This is a genomic window from Candidatus Pelagibacter ubique HTCC8051 (genome assembly GCF_000472605.1).
GTDB classification, from domain to species: Bacteria; Pseudomonadota; Alphaproteobacteria; order Pelagibacterales; family Pelagibacteraceae; genus Pelagibacter; species Pelagibacter communis_B.
In genome coordinates, this window is record NZ_KI421440.1 from 1,368,113 (window position 1) to 1,395,018 (window position 26,906).

Sequence of the window (26,906 nt, forward strand, 5' to 3'; positions counted from 1 at the left end):
AAAAATTTTAATAATATTGTTGTTATGAATGAACATGTTCAAAGTGAATTAAAAAAAATTTTTAATGGAAGATTTTCAACTTCAGAGTCTACAAGAGCTAATTATGCAAGAGGTGAGGATACTTATGATCCAGTTTTATCGCAAGCAGTAGTTTTTCCTGAAACCAATGAAGAGGTCTCTAAAATTTTAAAATTGTGTAATGACCACAAAATACCCGTTGTTCCATTTGGGACGGGAACTTCTCTAGAAGGAAATGCAGTTGGTAATTCAAATGGTATCACAATTTCATTAGAGAAAATGAATAAAGTTTTGTCCGTTAATGCTGAAGACTTCGATTGTAGAGTTCAGGCAAATGTTACAAGAAAACAATTAAACGAATATTTAAGAGAAGATGGAGTTTTTTTTCCAATTGACCCAGGAGCAGATGCTGCTCTTGGTGGAATGGCATCAACATCTGCTTCTGGAACTATGGCAGTTAAATATGGAACTATGAGAACTGTAATTTCAGGTCTAACAGTAGTTATGCCAAATGGAGATATTATTAAAACTGGTGCTAGAACTAAAAAAACTTCAGCAGGGTATAATTTAACAAATCTGTTTATAGGCTCGGAAGGTACACTTGGTATAATTACAGAGGTACAAGTTAGGTTGTCACCAATTCCAGAAAGTATAATGAGTGCAGTTTGTTATTTTCCAGATTTAGATTCAGCAGTTAAAACGGCACAAGAAGTAATTCAGTATGGAGTTCCAATAGCAAGAATTGAAATGCTAAACAAAGATCAAATGGAGATAAGTATTAAATATTCTAAATTAGATAATATTAAACCCTCACCAACTCTTTTTTTTGAATTTCATGGAAGTGAAATGACAAATAATGAAGCAATAAGCATTGTAGAAGAATTGTCTAAAAATAATAATGGAAGTGACTTTCAATGGGCATCTTCACCCGAAGAACAAAAAAAATTATGGAAAGCAAGACATGATGTTTATTATTCTGTTAAAGCTTTAGGAAATAACATGAAAGTATATTCCACAGATGTTTGTGTGCCTATATCAAGATTAGTTGAATGTATTTCATGGGCAGAGAAGGAAGTTAAAAAACTAGATTTAACAGCTCCGATGGTTGGTCATGTAGGAGATGGAAATTTTCATTCCATTATTTTATATGACCCTGAAGATAAAGAAAAACAAAAAAGAATTAGACTATACAGTGATAATTTGATTAACAAAGCACTTGAGCTTGAAGGAACTATAACAGGTGAACATGGAATTGGTCTACAAAAGAAACACTATCTTCTAAGAGAGCACCTTGACAATATTCCTGTGATGAAAGCAATTAAAAGAAGTTTAGATGAAAATAATATTATGAATCCTGGAAAAATTTTTGATTTAAATTAACAAAAAAATATCATATGAAAAAAATATTAGTTACAAGGAAATTGCTTAAAGACTGTGAAGATAAAGCAATTAAAATTTTTGAGGCTAAATTAAATACTAATGATGAGCTTTATTCTCAATCAAAACTGATTGAATTAAGTCAAGGGTGTGATGCAGTTTTAACTTCTCTAACTGATAAAATGGACGAAGAAACAATTAATAAATTACCCGAAACCATAAAAGTTATATCAAATTTTGCAGTAGGTTTTGGAAACATTGACTTAGAAGCTGCAAAAAAAAGAGGTATTGTAGTAACTAATACTCCTGAAGTTTTATCAGACGCTACAGCAGAAATTGGAATTCTTTTAATTTTAGGTGCTTGCAGAAGAGCAGCTGAGGGAATTGAAGCTGCAAAAGAAAGTAATTGGAAATGGTCGGCAGATTATTTAATAGGAAAACAGCTGACAGGATCTAGACTTGGTATTTTGGGCATGGGAAGAATTGGACAAAAAATTGCAAAGATTGCAAAATCACTTGGAATGATTATTCATTATCACAATCGTTCAAAATTAAGCGATGACAAAGAACAAGGAGCTATCTATCACGATAGTCTTAAAAGTCTGTTTTCAGTTTCAGATGTTTTATCAATTTGTTGTCCAGCAACTAAAGAGACAATTAATTTAATTAATAAAGAAACAGTTGAATATTTTCCAAAGGGAGCAGTAATTACAAACGTTGCTCGAGGAGATATAGTTGATGATGATGCTTTAATTGATGCTTTAAATAGAAGAAAAATTTATGCAGCTGGCTTAGATGTTTATAAAGGTGAACCAAATTTAAATCCAGGTTATTTAAAAATCAAATCAGCTTTTATTCTTCCTCATCTTGGAAGTGCAACTAAAGATACTAGAACTGCAATGGCTAATCTTGCAATTGATAATATTGATGAGTTTTTTAATACAGGCAACTGTAAAAATAAAGTAAACTAAAAGTAATTAGTGCCAATGCTTGGGATAATCCAATAGAATAAATTTTTAATTTAAATGTTTGTAAATTGTCGTTCTAGACACACCGAGCTTTCTTGAAGCGACAGAAATATTATTTGTCTCTAAAAAAGTTGATCTTATTAATACGCATTTTTCTCTTTTGATTTTTGTATCTTTGCAATTTTTACATGCGTATAATTTTTTTGATATATTTGTCTCTTTAATCTTACTTTCAGCAAAGTTTTGACTCTTAACTACAAACACTGATGATCCCAGGTGATCAGTTATTTTTAATATCTTATTATTTAATAAATCAGATGCTATTGATGAAAACGTATTAGTAAAAATATTATTAAAGTTTTGATTTTTCAAATCTACCATTCCATGAAGCATGATTTTAGCATTTCCATTTGCCCCAACCACGACCCCATCACCATTGATAGCTAACAATCCAACACTCGTAGTTGAAAGATATTCTGATCTAGGGTGAAAAGATAAAATTAATTCATTAGTAAATTTTTTAATAAATAATTTTGTTTCAATACTTCTAGCTGTTAATTTAACTAAAGCTAATGTATGCTGTTCTCTTGATTTTGTGTCTGTTGAAGCATCAATGATACCAATTGTTTTACCATCATAGTTTATTATAGGACTGGCAAAACATGATATTTTTTCATGAGCAACGAAAAAATGTTCCTTACCCGATACTATAATTGGTTTTTTAATCTCAACTGATAATCCCAAGCCATTAGTGCCACAAATTTTTTCTGCCCATATAGAGCCAGGAATTACAGTTTTTCCAACATCAGTTTGAAGACATGTCTTGTCATAAATTGTATCTAAAACTAAACCTTTATCATCTGAATAAGCAACCATAAAATTTGTGCCTGCTATTTGAGAATATAAAAGTTCTATTTCAGGAATAATTATTTTTCTAAGAGACTCATTTTGTTCTTTAACTTGCTTAAGTTCAGCTGCAGTGATTACGCTTTGTTTTGGACTCTTAAATGGATTTAAACCCTCAGCTATACATCTTGACCAGCTATCAGAGATGTCCCCACTCATTTGATATGAGGTCATTCCTCTTTTTTTGAGAATATTATTATACTCCTTATTAGCGGATGTTAAATTTGTCATAATTAAATTTTAGATTTATTTATAGCATTCAACAACCAACTCCAGGTTGTATTTGTAAACTTTCTGTACACTTAAAACCTTCATTGACTCCTTATTCATTCGATTTTTTAATAAGATTTATAAAAATTAAGGAGAGAAATTAATGAAAGCACAAGTTTTACATAAGTACGACCCAGAAATGAAAGAAAAAGTATGGGTGACAGAACAAGAAATGCCCGATCCTAAGTTAGAAAAATCATCAGATGTAATTGTTAAAATAGGTGCTGCAGGGGTATGCAGAACTGATTTACATATTATTGAAGGAGTATGGAAACATATCCAAGACCCAGATGATAAATTGCTTCCATGTGTAATGGGACATGAAAATGCAGGTTGGATAGAAGAAGTTGGAAAAGATGTTACAAATTTTAAAAAAGGTGATCAAGTTATATTACATCCTCTAATATCTGGAACTGATGGAACATGTCTCGATTGTAGAAGAGGAAATGATATGCATGCTGAAGCTGGTGCTTTTCCTGGACTAAATATTAAAGAAGGTGGATATGCAGAATTATTAAAAACTAGTGTTAGAAATTTAATAAAACTACCAAAAGTTTTAACACCAAAAGATGTAGCACCTTTTTCTGATGCTGGTTTAACTGCTTACAGAGTTGTAAAAAAAGCTTCTAGACATTTATTACCAGGCCAAAGCTGTGTAATAATTGGAGCAGGTGGATTAGGACATATTGCAATTCAATGTTTAAGAGCAATGTGTGCAGCAAATATTATTATTGTTGAAAAATCAAAAACAGCGCTTGATCATGCAATGCCTTTAGGGGGAGATGAAGGCGTATTGATTGACGGTAATGAAGTTGAAAAAATTATGGAGCTTACAAACGGCAAAGGAGCAGAAGCTGTAATTGATTTTGTTGGTGAAAAAGGATCAACATCTATGGGTCTAAATATGACCGGAGGTGGTGGTTATTATTATATCGTAGGTTACGGAGAAGAAATAAAAATTTTAGCAGTAGATGTAATTATTGCTGAAAAAAATATAGTAGGAAATTTAGTGGGAACGTGGTCTGAGCTGTATGAACTAATGGAACTAGCCAATAAAGGTTTGGTTAAACTTTCCATGCAGGAATATAAACTGGACGATGCTAATAAAGCACTTCATGATCTTAACGAAGGTAAAGTTAAGGGACGAGCTGTTTTAGTTCCATAACAACATAAAGGGGAGAGAAAATGAAAATAATAAAAACATGCTTAAGTGCTGCAATATCAAGTGTTTTGATATTCAGTCCGATGGCATATGCAGATAAGTGGAGTGATCAATTTCCACATATTAAAGCTACTGGAGACATTGCTGGTGATTGTTCTTATGAAGAAATGTCTAAGAAAAATTACAAAGGAAAAACTCTTAAGATTAACACGCATGCTGTACCAGTAATTGGACAGCCTACAGCTCTTCATGCTGAACAGTTTGCTAAGTTAACTGGAGCAACAGTTGATGTAACACATACACCAGCAGGTGATTTGTATGCAAAAGCTATGGTTCCTTTTAAGGCTGGTCAAGCTCCATACGATATCGTATTTGGCTTTTCTAACTTTATTAATGACTGGAGACAATATCTAGCACCAGTACCTAAAAAGTATATGAACTCTACAGAGATGAAAGATGTAACGAAATCTCATGTAGGTGTTTCATCTTGGGACGGAACTATGTATCAATATCCAGTTGATGGTGACAGACATTATCTAAAATACAGAAAAGACGTAATAGATAATCCTGAAATGCAAAAAAAATATAAAGCGGATACTGGTAAAGAGTTAAGAGTTCCAAGAACATGGAAAGAGTATGGCGAAATGGCTAAATACTTTAATGGCTGGGACTGGGATGGAGATGGAGAAAAAGAGTATGGTTCAGCTGAAGTTATGAAAAAAGATGACTTAATGTTTGCAGCTTTTTTCAGCAGATCAGTTGCGTATGCTAAAAATCTAAGTACTCCAGGTGGTTTCTTTTTTGATTTAGAAACTATGAAACCAAATATTAACAACCCAGGATTTGTTGAAGCTTTAACTGATTGGGTAGAGGCCACTAAGTATGTTCCTCCAGGAGGAATTAACTTTGGACTAGGTGATGAAATTGGATCATTTGGTGGTGGTCAAACTCTATTTAGTTTTTCATGGGATGATGCTTTCATCGCAGCGATGCAAGATGATAGCCCTATCAAAAACAAAGTAGGTGCAGCTCCTCTTCCAGGTGCAGATAAAGTTTGGAACAGAAATACTAATGGATGGGAAAATAGATACAACCAAGCTCCTTACATTGTATGGGGTTGGGCAGTAGGTGTTGCTAAGAAAAGTAAAGTTAAAAGCATGGCGTTTGATTACCTATGTTTCTTTTCTAACGGTGCAAATCACCAAGCTGACTTAGCTATTGGTAACTTTGGTGTTAACCCATTTAAGAACTCAGATTTTGATCCACAACTTTATATTGATACTATGGGTTGGGATCCAGAGATTGCGAACAGTTACACTAAGACACTTAAAGATATGGAAAAAAGTAAAAATAGAGTTTTCCCTTTAAGAGTTAGAGGGGTATTTGAGTTCACTAGTGCAGTTGCCACTGGAACTTCCAAAGCACTTGCGGGGCAATTGTCTCCACAAGAAGCTTTAGACGAAGTTGCAAAAGAGTGGGAAGCAATAGTTAACAGAGTAGGCATGAAGAATGTTCAAGAAGACTACGCTGTTGGTGTTAAAATGGAAGACAACAAGTTATAATATTAACTTTTAGTTTGTTTGTATGTGACCGCTTATAAAAAGCGGTCACATAAAGTATAATCAGATATTAAAATCATGAATTTTAAACATAAATACGTTTTTTTATTTCCAGGTTTATTTGTGCTTATTGGAATATTAATATTTCCAATAATTTTTGTTGTTCGTTTAAGTTTATCAGGATGGAATAGTTATAATGGATTAAACTTTATTGGTCTTGAAAACTACATTAGATTGTTCACAGATGATCCTAGATTTTGGCAATCATTTTTTAGATTAAGTTTTTTATCTGTTACCACTGTCATACTTCAGTATGTAATTGGATTTGCTTTAGCACACATGGTTTGGAAAGATATTAAGTTTCAAAGATTTTTTAGAGTCCTGTTTTTAATTCCCATGATGACCACACCTGTAATTATGACCGTTATTTGGAGAACTTTTTTTCATGAATCTTTAGGTCCAGTAAATGACATATTGTCAAATTTTGGAATGTCACCTAAGTGGCTTACAGATCCTACATTAGCTAAAATTACAGTCATCATTGTAGAAGTTTGGCAATGGACACCTTTCATGTTTTTACTATTATTAGCAGGTCTTTTGTCACTTCCAAAGGAACCATTTCTGGCAGCTGCCATTGATGGAGCAAGTCCTATCAGAAAATTTATTTATGTAACATTTCCTTTAATGGCACCAATATCAATTGGAGCAATTATTATTAGATTAATTGAAGCCTCAAAAATAATGGATACTGTTTACGTTTTAACCTCTGGAGGCCCAGGTACCTCAACGGAGACTTCTAGTTTTTACATTTTTATTAAAGGATTAAGAGAATTTCAGATGGGTTATGCGGCTTCAATGTCATTCACTTATTTAATTATAATGATCATAAGCTTAACTTTTATTGCAAAAGGACTAACTAAATTACTATTAAAAGATTAGATATGGCAAAATTATATAAATTTTTAAAATATTCTTTCATAACGATTTGGACAGTATTTGTAGTTGCACCTTTTCTTTGGGCTCTTACAACTTCTTTTAAGGATTTTAATTCGGTAAATGGTGGTGCCACATATATTCCTTGGGTTGATTTTGAACCAAAATTAGAAGGATGGAAAGTTTTAATTAAATCTCCAGCAAATGGTGGGGTTGATATTATTGAACCTTATTTTAATAGTTTATTTGTAACATGTACGGCAAGCCTTATTAGTATAGTGCTTGGAACATTGTCTGCTTATGCACTTTCTAGATTTACATTCAAAGCAGGTTTTGTAAAAAATAATGACATTACATTTTTCTTTATTTCTCAAAGAATTATGCCACCAATAGTTTTATCAATTCCTTTTTTTTTATTTTTAGGGGCAATCAATTTATTAGACAGTTTAATTGGATTGATCGTTGTTTATATTGTTTTATTAATGCCAATAGCAGTTTGGATTATGGTTGATTTTTTTAATAAAGTTCCAAGGGAGATAGACGAAACGGCATTAATTGATGGATGTAATCCCTATCAGGCTTTTTTTAAAGTAGTATTGCCCAATTCAGTTCCAGGTTTAATTGTTGCCGGGATGTTTTGCATAATATTTGGTTGGATTGATTTTTTCTTCGCCTTCATCTTAACTTTTACTGAAGTACAACTATTGCCAGTAAAAATTGTAGCTTTAAACTCTTCGATTACACCCTGGTGGAGTTTATCTGCTTCAGCATTGGTTTCAGTTGCACCATTAATTGTAGTTGCATTTATTGTTGAAAGATATTTATCAAAAGGAAATCTATCAGGAGCTATTAAATAATGAATTTAGTTGCTGAAAACTTATCTTATAAACCAGATGAACAGTTCCATCTTAACGAAGTATCTTTTAATTTTAAAAAAGGAAACCTTTATACTATTCTTGGAAGAACTTTGTCGGGCAAAACAACATTATTAAAAACTATAGCCGGATTATTGACTCCTGATACTGGAGTAATAAAATTTGAGGATAAAGATTTTTTAAAAGTTCCAGTTTGGGAAAGAAATGTTGCTATGGTTTATCAGCAGTTTATCAATTACCCTCATTTAAATGTTTTTGAAAACGTCGCTTTCCCTCTTAAACAAAGGAAAGTAGCCAAACAAGAAATAAAGGATGTGGTTTTAAAATCACTTAAATCAGTAGGGCTAGAAGGGTATGAAAATAGAAAAATTCAAGAATTATCAGGGGGTCAACAACAGAGAGTCTCTCTAGCAAGATCTCTTGTAAAGAATGCAAAAATTTTATTGCTTGATGAGCCTCTAGTGAACCTTGATTATAAATTAAGAGAACAACTAAGAGAAGAATTTAAAAGTATTTTTTCACACGGTCTTTCAGATGAAAGCATTGTAATCTTTTCAACTACCGATCCTAGAGAAGCTATGGAGCTTAATGGTGAAGTTACAGTAATAGATGAAGGAAAAGTATTACAAGTAGGCCCTGCAAAAGAAATTTTTGAAAACCCAAAAACTTTAAAAGTCGCCGAAATTTCTAATGACCCTCCTATGAATATCTTAAAAGCAAATATTGATTCTAATAAAATTAAGTTTGAAGGAATAGAGATAGAACTGCCAGGCCATTTGTCTAATTTAAAAGGTAATAATTTCAATTTAGGTATTAGAGCCTCAGATATAGAATTAAGTGAAGGTGGATTTGAGTTTGAAGTAGAGTTAGCTGAGATAAGTGGTTCGGAAACTTTACTGCATCTTACAAGAGGAGATACAAAAATTATAACTTCAATAGAAGAGGTTATGAATTTTAATATAAAAGATAAAATAAAAATTAATTTTAATATTAATAAGGTATATGCGTTTGATGAAAGTGGAACTTTAGCCTCATCACCATTTGGAGGCTCATATGTCTAAAATTGATTTAAATAATATTTCTCATTCGTATAATCCAAATGATCCAAATCCTATCTATGCATTAAATCCATTTTCTATGACTTGGGAAAATGGAAAAAGATATGCAATATTGGGACCTTCAGGATGTGGAAAAACAACTATGTTAAATATTGTTTCCGGCTTGGTAAGACCATCTGCAGGAAATATATTATTTGATGATAAAGATGTAACAGATCTCAAAACAGAAAGTAGAAATATAGCTCAGGTATTCCAGTTTCCAGTGATTTATAATACAATGACAGTTTATGAAAATTTAGCTTTTCCATTAAAGTGTAGAGATTTTTTAAAAGATAAAATTGATGAAAGAGTAGAATCTGTTGCAGATATACTAAACTTGCAATCTTTTTTAAATTCTCCTGCAAGAAAATTAACAGCAGATCAAAAGCAATTAATATCTTTAGGAAGAGGACTAGTTAGAGAGGATGTTGCGGCAGTTTTAATGGATGAACCTTTAACAGTTATTGATCCTGATTTAAAGTTTAGACTAAGAAGAAAGCTTAAAGAAATAAATGAAGAATTCAAAACAACCCTTGTTTATGTAACACATGATCAAAATGAAGCTATGACTTTTGCAGACAATATCATTGTAATGAGTGAAGGTGAAGTTGTTCAATCAGGTACTCCCAAAGAATTATTTGAAAGACCAAACACTACTTTTGTTGGATATTTTATTGGTTCCCCAGCTATGAATTTATTTGAAACTGAAGCATCTTCAAATGATAGTGTAAAAATTAATAATACAATTATAAAAACAAGTACAAACTTATCTAATTTAAAGGATAAAAAGATCAAATTAGGAATTAGGTCTGAATTTATAAAGATTGCTGAAAATCAAAGCGAAAATCTTCTAAACGTTGATGTTGATAAGGTAGAGGATTTAGGAAATTATAAATTATTAACCGCAAAAATGGGAAGCCTTACAATTAAATCTAAAATAAATAGAGAAACAGAGGTTCCTTCCAGTAATGTTAAGCTCCATATTCCAGCAGAAAAATGTTGTGTTTATGAAGATGAAAAGCTTGTTTAAGATCTAAAGTTCTACTTCAGATTGTATTAAATGCTATAACTTGCCAATTTGACTATGGACTTCGATGTTCAATTATAATTAACTTAAAAAAGTTAATTAACTAATACTAAAAGAGGAGAGAAAATGATTAAAGAAAAAAAATCATTGAAGGGTAAAGCACCTTCAAGACGTAAGTTCTTTAAGACTGCTGCTGCAACTGGTGTTGCTGCTGTGGCTGCAACATCTTTATCTGCTCCAGCTGTTGCCAAAGAAAGAATTGAAGCTTCTATGGTAGCTACTTGGCCAAGAGATTTTCCTGGTCTAGGAACTGGCGCACAAAGACTTGCACAAAGATTAAGCGATATGAGTGATGGAAGAATACAAGTTACTTATTACGCTGCTAACGAAAGAGTAAAAGCATTTGACTCATTTGACGAAGTTGCTTCAGGTAACTCTCAAATGTATCATGGCGCTGATTACTACTGGGTTAAAAAACATCCTGCATTTGGATATTTTACTGCTAGTCCATTTGGCTTTACTTATTCAGAAATGAATGCTTGGCTTAAGTATGCTGGTGGACAAGAACTTTGGGACGAATTGACTGATGATTTCGGAACTCAAAGTTTTGCTGCTGGAAATACAGGAGTTCAAATGGGTGGTTGGTTTAATAAAAAGATTAGATCCGCTAACGATTTAAAGGGTTTAAAAATGCGTATGCCTGGATTAGGTGGACAAGTACTTGGAAAACTAGGTGGTTCTCCAATTTCACTTCCTGGTGGACAAATTTATGAAAACCTTGTGTCAGGTGCGATTGATGCAACTGAGTGGGTAGGACCTTGGAATGATGAAGCTATGAAGTTTCATGAAGCTGCTAAGTACTACTACTATCCAGGTATGCACGAGCCAGGATCTACATTAGCATGTGGTGTTAACAAATCTTGGTTTACAAGCCTAACAAAATCAGACCAAATTATAATCAAAACTGCTTGTGATTGGGCTGATACGACTACAATGGCTGAGTATAATGCTAAAAACGGTGCAGCCTTAGCACGTCTAGTAAATGAAAATGGAGTTAAGCTTGAGAAGTTTAGCGACAAAGTTTATGACGCATTTGCTAAAGGTGCTGCAGAAGTTTACGATGAAGTACAGCAACATAGTGCTCTTGCTAAAAAAGTGCATGGTGCTTTTATCAAAGGTCGTAAAGAAATTGGTGCTTGGACTAACTTGTCTGACTCACCATATATTTCTCAAAGAAATAGAGCATTAGGATTGTAATTAATTTTTAATTAATTTTAAAAGGGCCCTTATAAAGGGCCCTTTTTTACTATAAATTATTAAAAAAAAGCTTTTGCTTTATGGTTAAAAAAAAAAGTTTACCAATTTTTCTAAGGGTATTTAGCTATTCAATATTAGCTTTTACATTTATTTTTCTTGCAAATAATGTTTTGACAATCTGGTTTGAATGGCCTGGTCTTAAGCAATTATTTTCACACTATGGATTATTTGGATTTAAAAAATTAAGCACACCTTTAAATGGGGCAGTTCTTAATTTATGTTTTATTCAATTATTATTTTACTCTCTATCATTCATAGTCGTCTTAATTTATGTTTTTAAATCCATAAATCAAACTTTAGAAACTGACGCGAAAATACTTACTAACATTACCGCCTATATCGTTAGATCATCATTTTGGGCTGTACTAATTGTTGGTATTGCAGATTTTTTAATTTCATTTTTGGTTGTTGAAAAACTAGCTGAACCAATTTTTAATGAAGCTATTAAAATTAATTTAGTAATTCCTGGATTTAGAATTACTTTTATCCACTTTCCTTTAATTTTATTATCATTTGTTATTGGATATTTTACTAGATCTGTGGGTTTTATCTGGTTGGCAGTTTTAGTGGTTGGTAGTGAATTTTTAATTGTAATATCTAGATTTATATTTCAGTATGAACAAGCGTTTCAAGGAGACTTAGTTCGTTTTTGGTATGCAGCATTATATCTTTTTGCAAGTGCATATGCTTTGATGCACGAAGGACATGTAAGAGTTGATGTACTTTATACTGGATTTAGTGAAAGAAAAAAAGCATGGACCAATGCAATTGGATCATTTGTATTTGGTATTCCGCTCTGTCTTATAATTTTATTTTTAGGTATGGGTGGTAAGGCAAGTATAATTAACGGACCAGTTATTTCCTTTGAAATTACCCAACAAGGTTCAAACGGATTATATTTACTTTATTTAATGGCTGTGTATTTAGCAGTATTTGCTGTCACTATGTTAATTCAATTTACAAGTTATTTTATGAGTAGTAGTCACAAACTTTTAAAGAATTAAAAAATGGAACATTTATTTTTAGCCTTACTTGTAATCATAATGGTCTCAGCGCTAGCCTCTGGCTTCCCTGTAGCTTTTGCACTTCCTGGCTCAGCGATAATTTCAATTGGTCTTGCAGCTATAACAGGTTACTTATTTGAGGGAGATGCAAGCGCATACTTTGCTGTTGATGGTCCCAAGGAATGGCTTACAGCTGGAATTACTAATTTTAGGAGTAATTATTGGGATGTCGAAACCGATACTTTAATTGCAATTCCTTTATTTATTTTTATGGGAATTATGTTGCAAAAATCAAAAATTGCAGAAGATCTACTGGTTACTATGGGTCAATTATTTGGTCCTATTCCTGGTGGTTTAGGTATTTCAGTAATCTTTGTTGGAGCATTACTTGCTGCAACAACTGGTATAGTTGGAGCAACAGTAATAGCCATGGGTTTAATTTCTTTACCAACTATGCTGAATAATAAATATGACAAAAGTCTTGCTAGTGGGATCGTTTGTTCTTCAGGAACTTTGGGTCAAATAATACCTCCTTCAATTGTTTTAATAATTATAGCAGATCAATTAGCAAGTGCTGCAGATGTAGCGAACACAATGCGTCAGACAGATTACAAGATTGTTACTGGTGAATTTAATATGCCTGGTGAACTTAGAGTTGGTTCTACTAGCGCTGGGGATATGTTTCTTGGTGCTTTATTGCCTGGTCTAGTTTTAGTTGGTTTGTATATGATATATGTTTTAGTATATGCGAGATTAAATCCTAAGGCAGCGCCACCTGTACCTTTTAAAGGTAAATTCGACTCTAAATTTTGGACTAGAGTTATCATGGTGATAATTCCTCCACTTGCATTAATCTTCGCTGTTCTTGGATCTATACTAATGGGTATTGCTACAGTAAATCAGGCGGGCTCTATTGGTGCGATAGGTGCAACCATGATGGCGGGTTATCGTCTTCATAAAGGTAAAAAAGATGCTTACTACCCAATTATAGTAGCCATTGTATCAATCATTCCAATTTATTTTCTTTCTAAAAATTTTAACTTAAATATTAAAGCTATCGAAACTAGGGATTTGACTGCAATACTGGTTACTAGTTTTTTTACAATTATTTTTTTAATTGGGATCTCCTGGAGTTTTTGGAGAACTTATAAAATTAACAATGTTTTAAAAGAGGTTGTTACAGAAACCTGCATAACTACCTCAATGGTTTTTATAATTCTTCTTGGAGCAGCGATGTTAACTTCTGGTTTTAGAGCATTTGGAGGTGAGGAATTAGTTAGAGATTTTTTACAAGATTTGCCAGGAGGATTTTGGACTCAATTTATTGTTGTGATGGCTGTAATCTTTGTATTAGGTTTTTTTCTAGATTTTATTGAAATTGCAGTAGTAGTTGTTCCAATAATTGCACCAATATTATTGGCAGAACCAGGAGCGAACGTTAGTGCAATATGGTTAGGGGTAATGATTGGAGTAAACTTACAAACTTCATTTTTAACACCACCATTTGGTTTTGCTTTGTTTTATTTAAGAGGAGTTGCATCTAAATTAGTTTCAACTTTAAACATCTGGAAAGGTGTTGTACCTTTTATAGCTCTACAGCTTATAGGCCTTGGAATTGTTGGTTTTTATCCAACACTGGTAAATTATCTACCAGCAAGGACATATTTGACTTCTAAAGTAGCTCCACCACCAATTAACCCAAAACTTCAACATTGTTTGCAGGAATACAAGTTTGATATTTACAAAAATGATGAGCAGAAGATTTTAGTTGCAATAAATAATTTTCAAAAACTTGTGCCTTCAAATCTACCTAATGACAAATTAGATATTTTTGAAGAACATTTTGATAATGCTTTAGGAACTTTTGCTCTAGTAGACAAACTTCAAAAATCTGAAAAAGAGTATAACTTGTTTGCAGAAGATTATAGAGATCTACACTTTAAAGTAAGAAAGAAAGAGAAAAAAATCAGAAAATTAAGTAAGAAAATTTCAAAACTAGAGTCTGAAATTAGAAACTTAGATAAAAATGAAGCTTCAGACAAAAATAAATTAGAACTTAAAATAGAAAATTATCAATTAGAAATGGATGAGTTAAGCAAAGGAATACCAGAGATTTGGAAATCTAGAAATGAAGAGTTTAAAATAATTCAAAAATCAAAAAATACTAAAACTAAAAGATATAGAAAAAATGTTGATGAGGCATATGATAATTTAGATCAAATAGTTACATTTATACAAGATCACGAAAAATTAAAAAAACTTTCTCCAGAAATTAAAGATTTAAAATATAATATTGATAATAAAAATTATGAAGCATCAATTACAATAATTGATAATCTTTTTGAAAAACTTAGTGAAATTTCTGGTGCAGAGGAATTTGCAAATAAATTAGATGATCTAATTACAATTATAGATGAAGATGAAGTTGAAGAAGAAAAATTAATATCTACTATCTCAGAAACATTTAGCTTGTTTAATAAAGAAGTCTCTTGGAGAGAAGACGCTAATAAAAATTTATTACCTGAACTAATGAAATATAATGAGGTGATTAAAAATAATATTGGTTTAAGAAGACAATCTAAATTAACCAAAGAGCAAGCAAAGTTTGTTGCAAGATGTAACTCTGTTCATCGAGACGTATCGTTAAATTTTTAATTAATGGATAATTATATTTTACCTAAAAGACAGGCTATTACTGTTTTTTTTGTATTTGCTTTTGGATATTTTTTATCTTGTTTGTTAAGAGCAATTACAGCCACTCTTTCTCCAATTTTAACTTTAGAATTTGAGCTAATGGCTGCAGACCTAGGGCTACTTGCTGGAGGTTATTTTTTAGGTTTTGCAGCTATGCAAATTCCTCTTGGATATTTGTTAGATAAGTTTGGACCAAAAAAAATTGTTTCATCATTTCTATTAATAGCATTTATTGGAACAGTATCTTTTGCACTTGCTCAGAACTTTTCAGGATTATTAGTTTCTAGAATATTAATTGGAGTTGGAGTAAGCGCTTGTTTAATGGCGCCATTAACAGGTTATAGAATTTGGTTTGCAGAAAACCAGCAACAAAGAGCAAATTCTTGGATGTTAATGATAGCATCATTAGGATTTTTATCTTCAACATTACCTGTCCAGCTTTTGTTACCAGCTTTTGGTTGGAGATGGATATTCGGTGGCATTGCAGCATTAATATTAATTAGCATATTTTTAATGTTAGCATTTATTCCAAAATGGGATCATCAAAAGAATGAATCTTTGGAAAATCCATTGAAGCAAGGTTCGTTAGCCGATGTATGGAAAAATAAATTCTTTATCAGTGTTATTCCGATGGGTTTATTTAATTACGGAGGATTAATGGCAATACAGACACTTTGGGCTGGACCATGGATGGTTAGAGTTGCTGGTTATACTCCACTTGAAAGTGCTACAGGATTATTCTGGATAAATATTACAATGCTTATATCATTTTTTTTGTGGGGTTATTTTTTACCTAAGATTACAAATTTAGGATTTAGTGCATTAAAAATATTAAAACTTGGATTACCAGTAAGTTTTTTGGTTATGTTAATTATTATAATTTTAGGATCAAAAGCAGGTGCGTTTTACATTACATTGTTTATCCTAAGTTCAATTTTCTTATCGGTAACACAGCCAGCTGTAGGTTTGTCTTTTGCTAGTCATCTTGCGGGTAAAGCTTTAACATCATTTAATTTATTAATTTTTTTAGGAACTTTTATAATGCAGTGGATTATGGGTCTTGTAATCGATTTAGTAAAAAATTTTGGCTATACAGAAATAATAGGGTTTAAAACAGCTTTTTCATTTTTTTTATTTTTAAGTTTAATTTCTTACATATTTTTTTTAATTATAAATAAAAAATCATAATTTGTTAAAATGAAAAATTTTAATAATAGCTATCTACCTTTTTTGTTACTTTTTATTCAGCCAGTTTTTATGGCTTCTAACTTAATAGTTGCAAGAGGGGGTGTTGAGTATGTGCCTCCAATATCATTAGCATTTTGGAGATGGGCTGTAGTTGTTTTGCTACTTTTGCCTTTTACCTTTTCATTATTAATTAAAAATTCAAAGATAATTAAAAAAGAATTTAAAAAACTATTCTTTTTAGGAGCTATGGGTTGTGGGGTTTGTGGTGCCTTTCCCTTTTTAGCAGGACAAACAACAACAGTTACTAATATGGGTATTATTTATACTTCATCTCCCATATTTATCATTATGATCTCAGCAATTTTTTTTAACGAGAAAATTAATCTTACAAAAATTATTGGCTTAGTTTCTTGTTTAATTGGGGTTTTGACAATTATTATCAAAGGTGACCTTTATCTATTATTAAGTTTAAATTTTACAATTGGTGATTTATGGATGTTAGCTGCAGCGATTGGTTGGGCTCTTTACTCTATATATCTTTTTTATTGGAAATCAGAATTACCTATTTTCCAAAGATTTACATTGGTTGCATTTTTTGGAGCAGTTAGTCTAATCCCCTTTTATTTAATAGAAGAGATAGTTGTTGAGAGAACAATATTTAATTCTCAGTTCTTTTTATGGGTTTTATTTGCCGCTATATCTCCAGGAATTATTGCATTTACTCTTTATACTATGGCTCAAAAAAGTTTAGGAGCATCATTAACTGGTTTTACTCTTTATATATTCACAATTTATGCAGCAATTTATGGCTTTATATTATTTGATGAACAATTAGAGATATACCATTTGTTTGGAACAATATTAGTTTTTATAGGTGTTTACTTGGCAAAAAAAAAATATGAAATTAAAGCGTAGGAATTTTTTCTTGGAAATTATATTAGGAATAATTGTTATTTATGTATCTGTATTAGTTATACTTTTTATATTTCAGAGGAATTTAATGTATCATCCAAGTGAAAATAACTATTTTGGAGATAAATTAGAAGTTAACATTGAAAAAGTTAATATTAAAACTTCAGATAATATAAATTTATTAGGATGGTTTCACAAAAAAGATTTAAATAAATTTAAAACCATTGTTTATTTTCATGGAAATGCTGGAACTTTAGATAATAGAATTCATAAACTCAATCACTTTAAAGACATGGATGTTAACTTTTTAATTATTGCTTGGAGAGGGTTTAGTGGCAACAAAGGTAAACCTACTGAAGAAGGTCTTTATATAGATGGGCTAGGTGCTGTAAATTGGATTATAAATCAAGGAGTAAAAGAAGAGGATATAATTTTATATGGAGAGTCTTTAGGTACAGGGATTGCAACCGAGATTGCACAAAATAAAAATTTTGCAGGTGTTATTTTAGAAACTCCTTTCACATCAATGATTAAAGCGGCAAAAGAATTTTATCCATATATTCCTGTAAATTTATTACTTAAAGATAGATACGAAAATTATAAAAAAGTTAAAAATATAAATATTCCAATTTTAGTAATGCATGGTGAGCAAGATATAATTGTTCCTTTTAAAATGGGAAAAAAAATTTACAATTTAGCAAATGAACCAAAATATTCCTATTTTACAAAACATGATAATCACATGATGGAATTTGATGATAATTTAATAATTGTTCTAGAAAATTTTATTAAAAATTACATTAGTAAAAAAATTAATTAATAATTTTTTAAATTTATCCCTTAACTAATTTTTTGTAGGCTTTTGAAAAACCTTTTAATGGAAAATTAATTTGTACATTTTGTTTCATACCAAAAACTGCTAGCGTAACCGTCAAAGAATTCCCTTTTCTAAATGCATCAATTACTTTTTCATTTAATATTACCATTGTTTTACAACCAATTTTATTATTGCAGTGAAGATAGCGTAGGTTACCGAGAGAAATTTTATCTGCTTGTATTAAAGGCGCTTTTCTAAGGTCTGAATTTAATGGTAAATTAACAAACAACATGGGTATAGCTTTTTCTAGCTCACTTAATTTATAAGTTTGATCTTTCTTATCAATTAAATCCATTTTTTTTTGTTTTGAAAAAGCAATTTGGATATAAGCAGTTGCTAAAGTTTGTTTTAAATCTTGATCATTTGCAACGGTATTTTTAATTGCTATGAAGCAATTTTTTTCATTATCTTTATTACAATCTTTGCTCCAAGTATCAGAGCCAATCTCAGCAAATGAACTTTTCGAGAAAAATATCAATAATAATAGAGAGAAAATTTTAATTATGTGCACTATGAAGTATCTAATAGAGGTATTTTAATATTTTGATATAATAAATATCGATATTTTAAGAAAGATTTTTATTGAATATTAATAAATTTAAAAGTGTTGCTTATTTACAACATTTTTGAATGCTTAATTTTTGTATTATTAGTAAATTTATCAATGTTTTAAAGGCTTATTTTGAAAAATCCTTCAACTGATAGTTTAACATGCTAAATCGAAGAATAAGTTTTTTTGTTAGAATATTACATTTATTTGATGTAAATATCCGGTGTACAAAAAAAATTATTAATTAATAAAAAACAAACTAAGGAAGAATAAACATGAATTTAAAGAGCTCTCTAAAAAAAAAATTCGGAAGAGTACCTCATTACATATCGATTGCTACGATAGTTGCAGGTACGTCTATCACTTCAATTAACACTGCTAATGCAGACAATATAGGTGCTGCACTAACATGGAATGATGAAACTGGAGCAGCAGTATTTGACCAAAACAGTGGTACACTAACTATCATCGCTCCTGCTACTAATGAAGGTGTAGAAAAAGTAACTGGTATTACTGCTGGTGTCGGTATTACAGCAGGTAATGTTGTAGTAAGAGATAACGCTGCAGACATTAACACTGCCATTTCAGGTTCTGCAGTGATGAATGATTTTACAGCTGATGTAGATGATAATCAAACTGGTGATGCTTTGGATTTTGACCTAGGGGATGCAACTGCAGATGTAATTGCTATTGCAGGTGATGTAGTAATTTCAAACGCTGACACAGGTAACTCAACTAACTTAGTAACCTCGAAAGGTGTATTAACTGTTGCAGGTACTACTACTATAAGCGCAGTTGGTGGAGATGGAACAACAACAACAGCTATACTTGATATTGATGATGAAGCAACATTCACAGGTGCTGTTACTCTAAATGATGGTGGAACTAGTGAAGATGGTGTTTCAAAAGTTACACTTACAGCTAACGCTGCTGATACTATTACTTTCACTGGTGGCCTTGCAGCCGCTGCTGATGGTGAAGGAGAACTAGAAATTGATGCTGGAGCATCTACTTTAAAAACAGTCTCTGGTACTATTGGAACTACTGCTGTTAGATTGAAAGTGTTAGATATTAACACTACAGCTACTTTTGATAGCGCCGTTTTTGCTGATGCAATTACAATTGATGCGGCAGGTGGTGTAACATTCGATGCAGAAGTTGGTGGTACAACAATGGCAATTGATACTGCAAATGCGGACATTATCTTAAAAGGTGATGCGACTGTAGCAATAAGTCAGTCTACAACTACCAACATCATAAAATTTGCTGGTACAGGAGATCAAACGTTAACAGGTGCTGTAACATCAATTACTGATGCTGATGGTACTTTGAACAATGCAAATACTGGTGGAACTGTAACTGTTGCAAGTGCAGTTGGAACTGATGCTGCTAGACTTGCTGTTGTTGATAGTGACGCGAGTTCAACAACTGTTTTCAGTGGAGCAATTCATTCTGATTTAGTTACTCTAGATGGAACTATAACTCTATCTACAAATGAAAATGATACGCTAGACATAAACTGGGGTGCAGCAAGTAAAATGATTATTGCAAAAACAGTGACTAATACACAGAACGTATTAGATGATGTTGCGACTGCTTTTTCTGTATCTGCGGGCGCAAAATTATACGCTCCGATTAACTTAAAGGGTGGACAAGCTTTAATTTTAATGGATGGTGCAAATGGAGCGGCTGATGATGCTACTGCTATTGCTGCCTTAAATACAGCTGCTGTTGATAACATTTTAATTGATTATACTGTTACAGCTGATGCAGGTAATGACGAGGCAGACCTTAACGCAACCTATAAATCTGTTGCAACTACAGCGTCTGAAGCGAGCATAACTAACAACCAAGCTATTGCTTTAAAACAGGCTTATTTATCTGCAATTGACGATACTACTACGGATAATGCTGTTGAAGAAGCATTTGAAAAAGCATTGACAAATTCTGGAGCAACTCAAACGGCTCTTGAAGATACAAAACTTGCTCAACAAGTAGCTCCTCAAACAGATTTAATTTCAGGTTCAAGTGTTGCCGCTCAAGGTGTAACAGGATCTGTTCAAGGAGTTATGTCTAACAGAATGGCTTCTCTAAGATCAGGGGATGCTTATTTTGGAACAGGTGTAGCTGCTGGTGGAATGAGTGCTCAATCAGGATTTATCCAAGTATTTGGTTCAACTGTTGATCAAGATAGTAAAAAAGTTGGTTCAGGGACTCAAGCTGGTTACGATTCAGACTCACAAGGTGTTGCAATCGGGTTTGATGGCGTAACTGATAATGGAATGACAATTGGTGTATCACTTGCAACAGCTAATACAGATGTTGACGGTAAAGGAGTTGGTAAAGCTAAAAACTCAATCGATACATACTCAGCTTCACTTTATATGGATACATCAACGGATAATGGTTACTTTGAAGGAAGTTTAACTTTTGGTGTTAATGAAAATTCTACATCTAGAAAAGTTAATACAGCTGGATTAAACAGAACTTATACTGGTTCTTATGACAGCAATCAGATATCATTAAATCTTGGAGTTGGAGTGCCTAGTGAAGTTGGAGCAGGTTATTTAACTCCATTTGGAAGCTTTACAGCAACTGTAATGGACACTGATGCTTACACTGAAAAATCAACTGTAGCAAACGATGCTCTAAGATTAAAAGTTGCACAAGATGATATAAGCTCAATGGTTGGAACGGTAGGTCTTAAATTCCATGGTGAGATGAGCAATGGTGGAGTACCAATGATCTCACTAGCGATCAATAATGAGTTTGGTGATAACACAATTAATTCTACTAACACTTTCCAAAATGGTGGAACTGCATTTAAAACTTCAACAGCAGTTGAAGAGTTATCTGCAACACTTGGTTTAGGTTACTCATATGGAACAGATGCAACATCAATAGAATTTGCTTACGAAGCAGATGCAAATGATGATGATTACTTGAGCCATTATGGAAGTATCAAAATCGTTGGTAAGTTTTAACTAACTTAAAATAAATTCTTAAAAGCCCCTGTCTTAACAGATGGGGGCTTTTTTTTGTTTGTCGTTTATGTATTATTAATTTGTGAAAAAAATTATAATTCTATTTTTATTCATAACTTCTTGTGCAGCACCTAGCTTTGATAAAAGAGCAGATTATATTTATAAGTTAAATGATAACGAATTTACTGAGTTTGTTCATCAAAACTCATTTTCAATTTATTCACTCCAAAAAATTAATAACAAAGAACAAGTGCTGGTTTATATTGAAGGAGATGGTTTATCTTGGATAGATCGGTTTACACCGTCTTCAGATCCAACACCAAAAAATCCTTTAGCCTTTAAACTTGCAAAATTAGATCAAAATCAAAATGTTGTATATCTCGCAAGACCTTGCCAATATATTCAAAATAATCGATGTCAGAGGGAAATATGGACTAAATTACAATACTCTAATGAGATTATGACTAACTACATAAATATAATAAAAGAACTTAAAAATAAGCACTCTGAGGTCCATATAGTAGGCTATTCTGGAGGGTCGGTGATTGCCATGTATTTAGCATCAATTAAAGAGCTAAATATTAAAACAGTTAGATCAGTTGCAGGAAATATTAAACCAAATGAGTTTACTCAATTATTAAACATCTCTCCTTATAGAACTTCTTTAAATTTAAATGCTATTGAAAATAATATTCGCTCTATTTCACAATCACACTTTTATGGAGCTAAAGACAAAGTAATTCCAGAGGAATTATACACAAATTATCAAGAAAGAAATCTTAATAACTCTTGTGTAAAATTTATTAAAGTTAATGCAACACACAATAAGAAGTGGGAATTATTTTGGCAAAACAATTCAAATATAGAAATAAACTGCTAATACAATCAATATAATAGCTTAAATTAAGACACAATCTAAACAAATATAACTCAAAATTTGATTTTAGTTTTCTAGGATGAAAAAAGTAATACTTATTTTTTTATTTCTTAGCTTCAATCAATTATCTTTTGCAAAAGATAATGAATATAACGTAGCAGATTTATTCTTTATTGATCAAATGAATTCTCATAACGATGATTTTGCTTTGTATTTTAAAACAAGAGATAAAGCAATTTTAGCAAGAGGGGAGAATAATAATTATATAAATGATTATCCTAAAGATCTTTTTATATATGATTATAAAACAAAAAATTCCTCTCCTTTAATATCTTATGAATGGTTTCCAGCTAGAGCAAAGTACTTTCTTGAAGAATATGATTTTCCTGTTTTTCCAGATGATTTTGCATACTATTTATTAAAGGATAATAAAACTTTGGTGATGATTAGTGCTGTTAAAAGTTTAAATACAAACTTTAAATTTGATATTGTTAAAAAGAAATTAGAACTTTACCCTAAAAATGGAAAGTTTGATTTTATTATCTCTTCAATAGCTAAAAATTGTGGATACGATAATTTTAAAGAAAATTATAAATGTAGTTTCTATAAACCTTTAATATCAAGTACTTTAATTAATTAATTTGGGTAAAAGCATCAGCAAATTTTTCTGCATTAAATATTTGCAAATCATCCTCTTTTTCACCAAGACCTAAAGCTATTATTGGTAATTTGTATTTCTTAGCTACTGCTAAAAGAATACCTCCTTTTGCCGTACCATCTAATTTAGTCATTACTATTCCTGTAATTGGAATAATTTTATTAAATTCTTCAACTTGATTGATTACATTTTGACCCGAGGTTGCATCTAATACTAAAATAACATCATGAGGTGCTTCAGCATCTAATTTTTTTGTTACATTTGCAATTTTTTTATACTCCTCCATCAAATTTTTTTTATTTTGCAATCTTCCAGCTGTATCAATCAGCACTTGATCAAAATTATTTTTAATTGCTTCTTCTATAGCTTTAAACGCAACAGAAGCGGGGTCAGCATTTTGAACAGATTTAGTAATATCAACATCAATTTTTTTAGCCCAATTATCTAATTGTTCAATTGCAGCAGCTCTAAAAGTATCTGATGCTGCAAGCATTACTTTATTCCCATTAGACTTTAATATTTTGCCAATTTTGCCAATAGTTGTTGTTTTGCCAACTCCATTAACACCCGAAACTAAAGTAGCATTAATTTTTTCTTTTTTCATAAAAAAATTATTATTTTCAAGAGGCTTCATTAAAGAAACTATATATTCTTTTAAGATTAATTTTATTTCTTCGGTAATATCTTTTTTAGGATCAATTTTACTATCAGAGATTATCTCTTTGATTTCAGCTGCAGCAATAACCCCAACATCAGACTGGATTAAATATTCTTCAATTCTATTTAAAGTCTTGTCATCAATTTCTTTTTTAACAACTATATCTCTTAGACCAGTTGTAAAAGCAGAGGCACTTTTCTTAAAGCCAGATTTAAATTTATCAAAAATTCCCATTAAATTTTAATCTCAATCTTTTTGATATCTGAGACAGGTCCTTTCATATGAACACTATTTTCTTCATCAATTGATATGGACAGTTTTCCTAAATCAAATTCAATCTCAGTTTTCTTATTTGTTAATCCATTAATATTTCCAGCTACAGCAGTAGCACATGCTGCAGTACCACAAGCTTTAGTTAGTCCAGCTCCTCTTTCCCAAACTCTAACTTTAATTAAATTTTTATTAATAACTTTTGCAAGAGTTACATTACTTTTTTCTGGAAAATATTCATGATTTTCTATTTGAGGTCCAATTTTTTTTAAATCATAATCTTCAATATTTTTTACAAAAAATATTATATGAGGGTTACCAACATTGATTGCAGTTCCTCCGATAAATTCAGAATTATTTTTATCTAAAATTTTAACATTTAAATTTTTAGTATCTAGATTTTTGCTTAATGGAATTTCATTCCAGTCAGTTTTTGGAATACCAATTTCAGTTTCTACTAAATTATTACCTAAAATTTTTGATTTTAGTGGTCCAGTTGATGTCCAAAGTACTATTTCTTTATCACCGTTTTTTTTAGACAATAAATCAGCAACGCATCTTGTTCCATTTCCACAAGCACCAGAAACACTGCCATCAGAATTGTAAAATTCTAATTGAGTGTTTTTTTGATCTTTTTTTTTAATGAAAATTAGCTGATCACACCCAATAAAATTTCGATCGCATATTTTGATAATTTGATCTTTATTTAATTGATATTCATGATCTCTTTGATCAATGATCACAAAATCATTGCCTAAACCATCCATTTTAAATGCTTTAATTTCCATATACAGATTTTTAACTTATTTATTGACTTTTTGAACCTCTAATATAGGTTGTTTTCGTTTCCACAAAAACGTTAAATTTGTGGTGTCTTTGGAAACAAAGAGATCAACACTAGTCAGCGATATTCGCCCACTAGTGCAAAACTGCTGTGCGTAATAAATATGTTTGAAAACTTAACAAATAAATTCGAAGAAATTTTTTCTTCTTTAAAAAAAGCTCCCTCACTTGATGAAGCTCAAGTTGACGAAGGTTTGAGGGGTATCAGGCAGGCTTTATTAGAGGCTGATGTTACTTTAGAGGTTGCAAAGGAATTTATTGAAAAAGTTAAACCAAAGGTTCTAGGACAAGAAATTATAAGATCAACGTCTCCTGGAGACATGGTTGTAAAAATTGTTTACGACGAATTAGTAAATTTGCTAGGTGAAACGAATAATGAAATAAACCTTAATGCCGTTCCACCTGTTCCAATGATGCTTGTAGGACTTCAAGGATCTGGAAAAACCACAACAACTGCAAAATTAGCTAAATATTTAGAAAATAATAAAAAGAAAAAAGTAATGATGGTTAGTCTTGATATTTACAGACCAGCCGCTCAAGAGCAATTAAGATCTCTTGGAGAGCAGAATAATATTTTAACACTACCAATAATTGAAGGTCAACAACCAACAGATATATGTCAAAGAGCAATTAGTGCAGCAAATTTAAATGGAGCTGAGATTATTTTATTTGATACTGCGGGAAGAACACAAATTGATTTGCAAATGATGAGTGAAATCAAACAAATTGAAAGTGTTATAAATCCTACAGAAACTTTTTTAGTTGCAGACTCATTAACAGGACAAGTTGCAGCTTCTGTAGCAAAAGAATTTAAAAATACAGTAAATCTCTCTGGAATAATTTTAACTAGAGCAGACGGTGACGCAAGGGGTGGTGCAGCTGTGAGTATGAAATATGTTTCAGATGTTCCAATTAAATTTTTAGGAATTGGTGAAAAAATTGATAATCTTGAAGCTTTTCATCCTGATAGAATTGCAAATAGAATTCTTGGAATGGGAGACATCGTATCTCTTGTTGAAAAAGCAGCACAAGATTTAGGTGAAGAAAATATAAAAAAAGCAGAAGAAAATTTAAAAAAAGGACAATTTTCAATGCAAGATTATTTAACTCAGTTGAGACAAATGAAAAAAATGGGTGGCATTGAAGGTATAATGTCTTTTATGCCAGGAGTTTCAAAAATGAAATCTCAAATGGACTCAGCTGGAATTGATGAAAGTATTATCACTAAAAATGAAGCTATTATTTTGTCGATGACTAAAAGAGAAAGAGAGAACCCAAAAATAATTGATGGTTCTAGAAAAAAAAGAATTGCTAATGGCTCTGGCACAGATCCAGCCACTATCAATAAATTGCTTAAGCAATTTAAAATGATGTCTGAAATGATGAAGAAGATGTCAAAAGGAAATCTGAAAGGTATGTCCGATAAAGGAGTGCCGCCAGAGCTATTTAATCAATTAAAATAATAAAAAGGAGAACAAATGTTAAAATTAAGATTATCAAGAGGTGGAACTAAGAAACGTCCTGTTTATAAAGTTGTTGTAGCAGATAGTCGTTTTGCAAGAGATGGAAGATTTATTGAGAAAGTAGGATTTTTTAATCCTCTTTTACCTAAAGAGAAGAAAGAAAGAGTTGGCCTTGAAGCTGAAAGAATTAAGTATTGGTTAGGACAAGGTGCTCAACCAACAACTAGAGTTGCAAGAATTTTAGGTGAAAATGAATTAATGCCAATGCCAGCAAATGGAAATAACCCTAAAAAAGCAGTTCCAAAAAAAGAGAGAAAAAAAGAAGGTGGTGAAACTACAGCTGCTCCAGCAGCAGCAGAGGCTTCTAAAGACGCTCCAGCAGCAACAGAGGCTCCTAAAGACGCTCCAGCAGCAGCAGA

23 protein-coding genes are annotated in these 26,906 nt (G+C 31.6%); 19 read left to right on the plus strand and 4 right to left on the minus strand.

Features of this window, described 5'->3' with window-relative positions; genetic code table 11:
• The first annotated feature begins 24 nt into the window (after window positions 1–24).
• The gene (locus F754_RS0107405; protein WP_023649284.1) at window positions 25–1,398 is read left to right on the plus strand and encodes an FAD-binding protein; all 1,374 of its coding nucleotides are present in this window, start codon (window positions 25–27) and stop codon (window positions 1,396–1,398) included.
• Window positions 1,399–1,412: 14 nt separating this feature from the next.
• Window positions 1,413–2,366, plus strand: a complete 954-nt coding sequence (locus tag F754_RS0107410; RefSeq protein WP_023649285.1) for a D-glycerate dehydrogenase — start codon at window positions 1,413–1,415, stop codon at window positions 2,364–2,366.
• Between the two features lie 45 nt (window positions 2,367–2,411).
• On the opposite strand, the gene F754_RS0107415 is transcribed toward F754_RS0107410, so the two are convergent.
• Window positions 2,412–3,500, minus strand: coding sequence for a transcriptional regulator (locus F754_RS0107415; protein WP_023649286.1), 1,089 nt, complete (start codon window positions 3,498–3,500; stop codon window positions 2,412–2,414).
• 142 nt (window positions 3,501–3,642) lie between these two features.
• On the opposite strand from F754_RS0107415, the gene F754_RS0107420 reads away from it, so the two are divergent.
• The 12 genes from F754_RS0107420 to F754_RS0107475 all read left to right on the plus strand — a co-directional run bounded on the left by F754_RS0107420 (window position 3,643) and on the right by F754_RS0107475 (window position 18,127).
• The gene (locus F754_RS0107420) at window positions 3,643–4,704 is read left to right on the plus strand and encodes an NAD(P)-dependent alcohol dehydrogenase (protein WP_023649287.1); all 1,062 of its coding nucleotides are present in this window, start codon (window positions 3,643–3,645) and stop codon (window positions 4,702–4,704) included.
• Between the two features lie 20 nt (window positions 4,705–4,724).
• On the plus strand, window positions 4,725–6,263 hold the full coding sequence (locus F754_RS0107425; RefSeq protein ID WP_023649288.1) for an ABC transporter substrate-binding protein: 1,539 nt from the start codon (window positions 4,725–4,727) through the stop codon (window positions 6,261–6,263).
• A 75-nt stretch (window positions 6,264–6,338) separates the two neighbouring features.
• Window positions 6,339–7,199, plus strand: a complete 861-nt coding sequence (locus F754_RS0107430; protein WP_023649289.1) for a sugar ABC transporter permease — start codon at window positions 6,339–6,341, stop codon at window positions 7,197–7,199.
• Window positions 7,200–7,201: 2 nt separating this feature from the next.
• Window positions 7,202–8,050, plus strand: coding sequence for a carbohydrate ABC transporter permease (locus F754_RS0107435; protein ID WP_023649290.1), 849 nt, complete (start codon window positions 7,202–7,204; stop codon window positions 8,048–8,050).
• Window positions 8,050–9,129 (plus strand): ABC transporter ATP-binding protein, encoded by a 1,080-nt coding sequence (locus F754_RS0107440; RefSeq protein WP_023649291.1) that lies wholly within the window; start codon window positions 8,050–8,052, stop codon window positions 9,127–9,129. Before F754_RS0107435 ends, F754_RS0107440 begins: the two co-directional genes overlap by 1 nt.
• Window positions 9,122–10,195 carry an ABC transporter ATP-binding protein gene (locus F754_RS0107445; protein ID WP_023649292.1) on the plus strand — a complete coding sequence of 358 codons (1,074 nt, stop codon included), beginning with the start codon at window positions 9,122–9,124 and terminating at the stop codon, window positions 10,193–10,195. The genes F754_RS0107440 and F754_RS0107445 overlap by 8 nt, the downstream gene beginning before the upstream one ends.
• Window positions 10,196–10,318: 123 nt before the next feature.
• The gene (locus tag F754_RS0107450; protein ID WP_023649293.1) at window positions 10,319–11,449 is read left to right on the plus strand and encodes a TRAP transporter substrate-binding protein; all 1,131 of its coding nucleotides are present in this window, start codon (window positions 10,319–10,321) and stop codon (window positions 11,447–11,449) included.
• Between the two features lie 80 nt (window positions 11,450–11,529).
• Window positions 11,530–12,513: a TRAP transporter small permease subunit gene (locus F754_RS0107455; RefSeq protein WP_023649294.1), complete on the plus strand. Its 984-nt coding sequence runs from the start codon at window positions 11,530–11,532 to the stop codon at window positions 12,511–12,513.
• A gap of 3 nt (window positions 12,514–12,516) precedes the next feature.
• A complete protein-coding gene (locus F754_RS0107460) occupies window positions 12,517–15,168 on the plus strand; it encodes a TRAP transporter large permease subunit (RefSeq protein ID WP_023649295.1) in 2,652 nt (883 codons plus the stop codon).
• A gap of 3 nt (window positions 15,169–15,171) precedes the next feature.
• Window positions 15,172–16,395 (plus strand): MFS transporter, encoded by a 1,224-nt coding sequence (locus tag F754_RS0107465; protein WP_023649296.1) that lies wholly within the window; start codon window positions 15,172–15,174, stop codon window positions 16,393–16,395.
• Window positions 16,396–16,404: 9 nt separating this feature from the next.
• Window positions 16,405–17,310 (plus strand): DMT family transporter, encoded by a 906-nt coding sequence (locus tag F754_RS0107470; protein WP_023649297.1) that lies wholly within the window; start codon window positions 16,405–16,407, stop codon window positions 17,308–17,310.
• Complete coding sequence (locus tag F754_RS0107475; RefSeq protein WP_034391309.1) at window positions 17,294–18,127, plus strand: alpha/beta hydrolase; 834 nt, start codon at window positions 17,294–17,296, stop codon at window positions 18,125–18,127. The genes F754_RS0107470 and F754_RS0107475 overlap by 17 nt, the downstream gene beginning before the upstream one ends.
• A 13-nt stretch (window positions 18,128–18,140) precedes the next feature.
• On the opposite strand, the gene F754_RS0107480 is transcribed toward F754_RS0107475, so the two are convergent.
• Window positions 18,141–18,662 (minus strand): invasion associated locus B family protein, encoded by a 522-nt coding sequence (locus F754_RS0107480; protein WP_196228287.1) that lies wholly within the window; start codon window positions 18,660–18,662, stop codon window positions 18,141–18,143.
• 347 nt (window positions 18,663–19,009) lie between these two features.
• Between F754_RS0107480 and F754_RS0107485 the strand changes: the two genes are divergently transcribed.
• The 3 genes from F754_RS0107485 (at window position 19,010) to F754_RS0107495 (ending at window position 23,235) form a co-directional block, all read left to right on the plus strand.
• Entirely contained in the window at window positions 19,010–21,718 is a 2,709-nt protein-coding gene (locus tag F754_RS0107485; protein ID WP_023649300.1) for an autotransporter outer membrane beta-barrel domain-containing protein, read from the plus strand.
• 82 nt (window positions 21,719–21,800) lie between these two features.
• Complete coding sequence (locus F754_RS0107490; RefSeq protein WP_023649301.1) at window positions 21,801–22,598, plus strand: alpha/beta hydrolase; 798 nt, start codon at window positions 21,801–21,803, stop codon at window positions 22,596–22,598.
• 76 nt (window positions 22,599–22,674) lie between these two features.
• Window positions 22,675–23,235, plus strand: coding sequence for a hypothetical protein (locus F754_RS0107495; RefSeq protein ID WP_023649302.1), 561 nt, complete (start codon window positions 22,675–22,677; stop codon window positions 23,233–23,235).
• Here F754_RS0107495 and ftsY read toward each other — a convergent pair.
• Together ftsY and F754_RS0107505 are read right to left on the minus strand one after the other, a co-directional pair.
• On the minus strand, window positions 23,228–24,145 hold the full coding sequence (ftsY, locus tag F754_RS0107500) for a signal recognition particle-docking protein FtsY (RefSeq protein ID WP_023649303.1): 918 nt from the start codon (window positions 24,143–24,145) through the stop codon (window positions 23,228–23,230). The genes F754_RS0107495 and ftsY overlap by 8 nt on opposite strands.
• A complete protein-coding gene (locus tag F754_RS0107505) occupies window positions 24,145–24,969 on the minus strand; it encodes a diaminopimelate epimerase (RefSeq protein WP_023649304.1) in 825 nt (274 codons plus the stop codon). The genes ftsY and F754_RS0107505 overlap by 1 nt, the downstream gene beginning before the upstream one ends.
• Window positions 24,970–25,128: 159 nt before the next feature.
• Between F754_RS0107505 and ffh the strand changes: the two genes are divergently transcribed.
• A complete protein-coding gene (ffh, locus tag F754_RS0107510) occupies window positions 25,129–26,487 on the plus strand; it encodes a signal recognition particle protein (RefSeq protein WP_023649305.1) in 1,359 nt (452 codons plus the stop codon).
• Between the two features lie 15 nt (window positions 26,488–26,502).
• Window positions 26,503–26,906, plus strand: a 404-nt coding sequence (gene rpsP, locus F754_RS0107515; protein ID WP_023649306.1) for a 30S ribosomal protein S16, incomplete at its 3' end; no start/stop codon positions are given.